Origin of the sequence: Ancylomarina longa, assembly GCF_003996985.1 — a bacterium.
In the GTDB taxonomy this organism is placed as follows: Bacteria; Bacteroidota; Bacteroidia; order Bacteroidales; family Marinifilaceae; genus Ancylomarina_A; species Ancylomarina_A longa.
Window position 1 is genome coordinate 1 of record NZ_RJJX01000293.1, and the last position, 377, is coordinate 377.

The window sequence follows — 377 nt, forward strand, 5'->3', positions numbered from 1 at the left end:
TTAGGCACAATCTCTGAGCAGGTAACTAGAGCTACGTTGTTCTGTGATAGTTACGGTGCAACTACGTTCGAAAGCAGGACGCACTGACCACCATGAAGGTGACGCTCTTAAAAATTAAGCCCTGAAGAAGGGCAGCATTCAAAGCAGAAGGCTTTGGGGTGTGTGATACGAAACGAAGCATTGGCCGTAAGTGCGATTCCGGATTAGCTGCCAATGTGCCAAGAAAAGGGGGTTTTCGTTCAGGACTACAACTGCCACACACCACCAAAGCTAACTGACAGGAGAATCCAGATGGATGCACAAACACGCCGCCGCGAACGTCGCGCAGAGAAACAGGCTCAATGGAAAGCAGCAAATCCCCTGTTGGTTGGGGTAAG

The 377-nt window shown here is 50.1% G+C and carries 1 protein-coding gene; it reads right to left on the reverse strand.

What is annotated here, in order from left to right; genetic code table 11:
* Positions 1-61: 61 nt before the first annotated feature.
* Positions 62-377, reverse strand: a 316-nt coding sequence (locus tag DLK05_RS18900) for a hypothetical protein (protein ID WP_438830194.1), incomplete at its 5' end; no start/stop codon positions are given.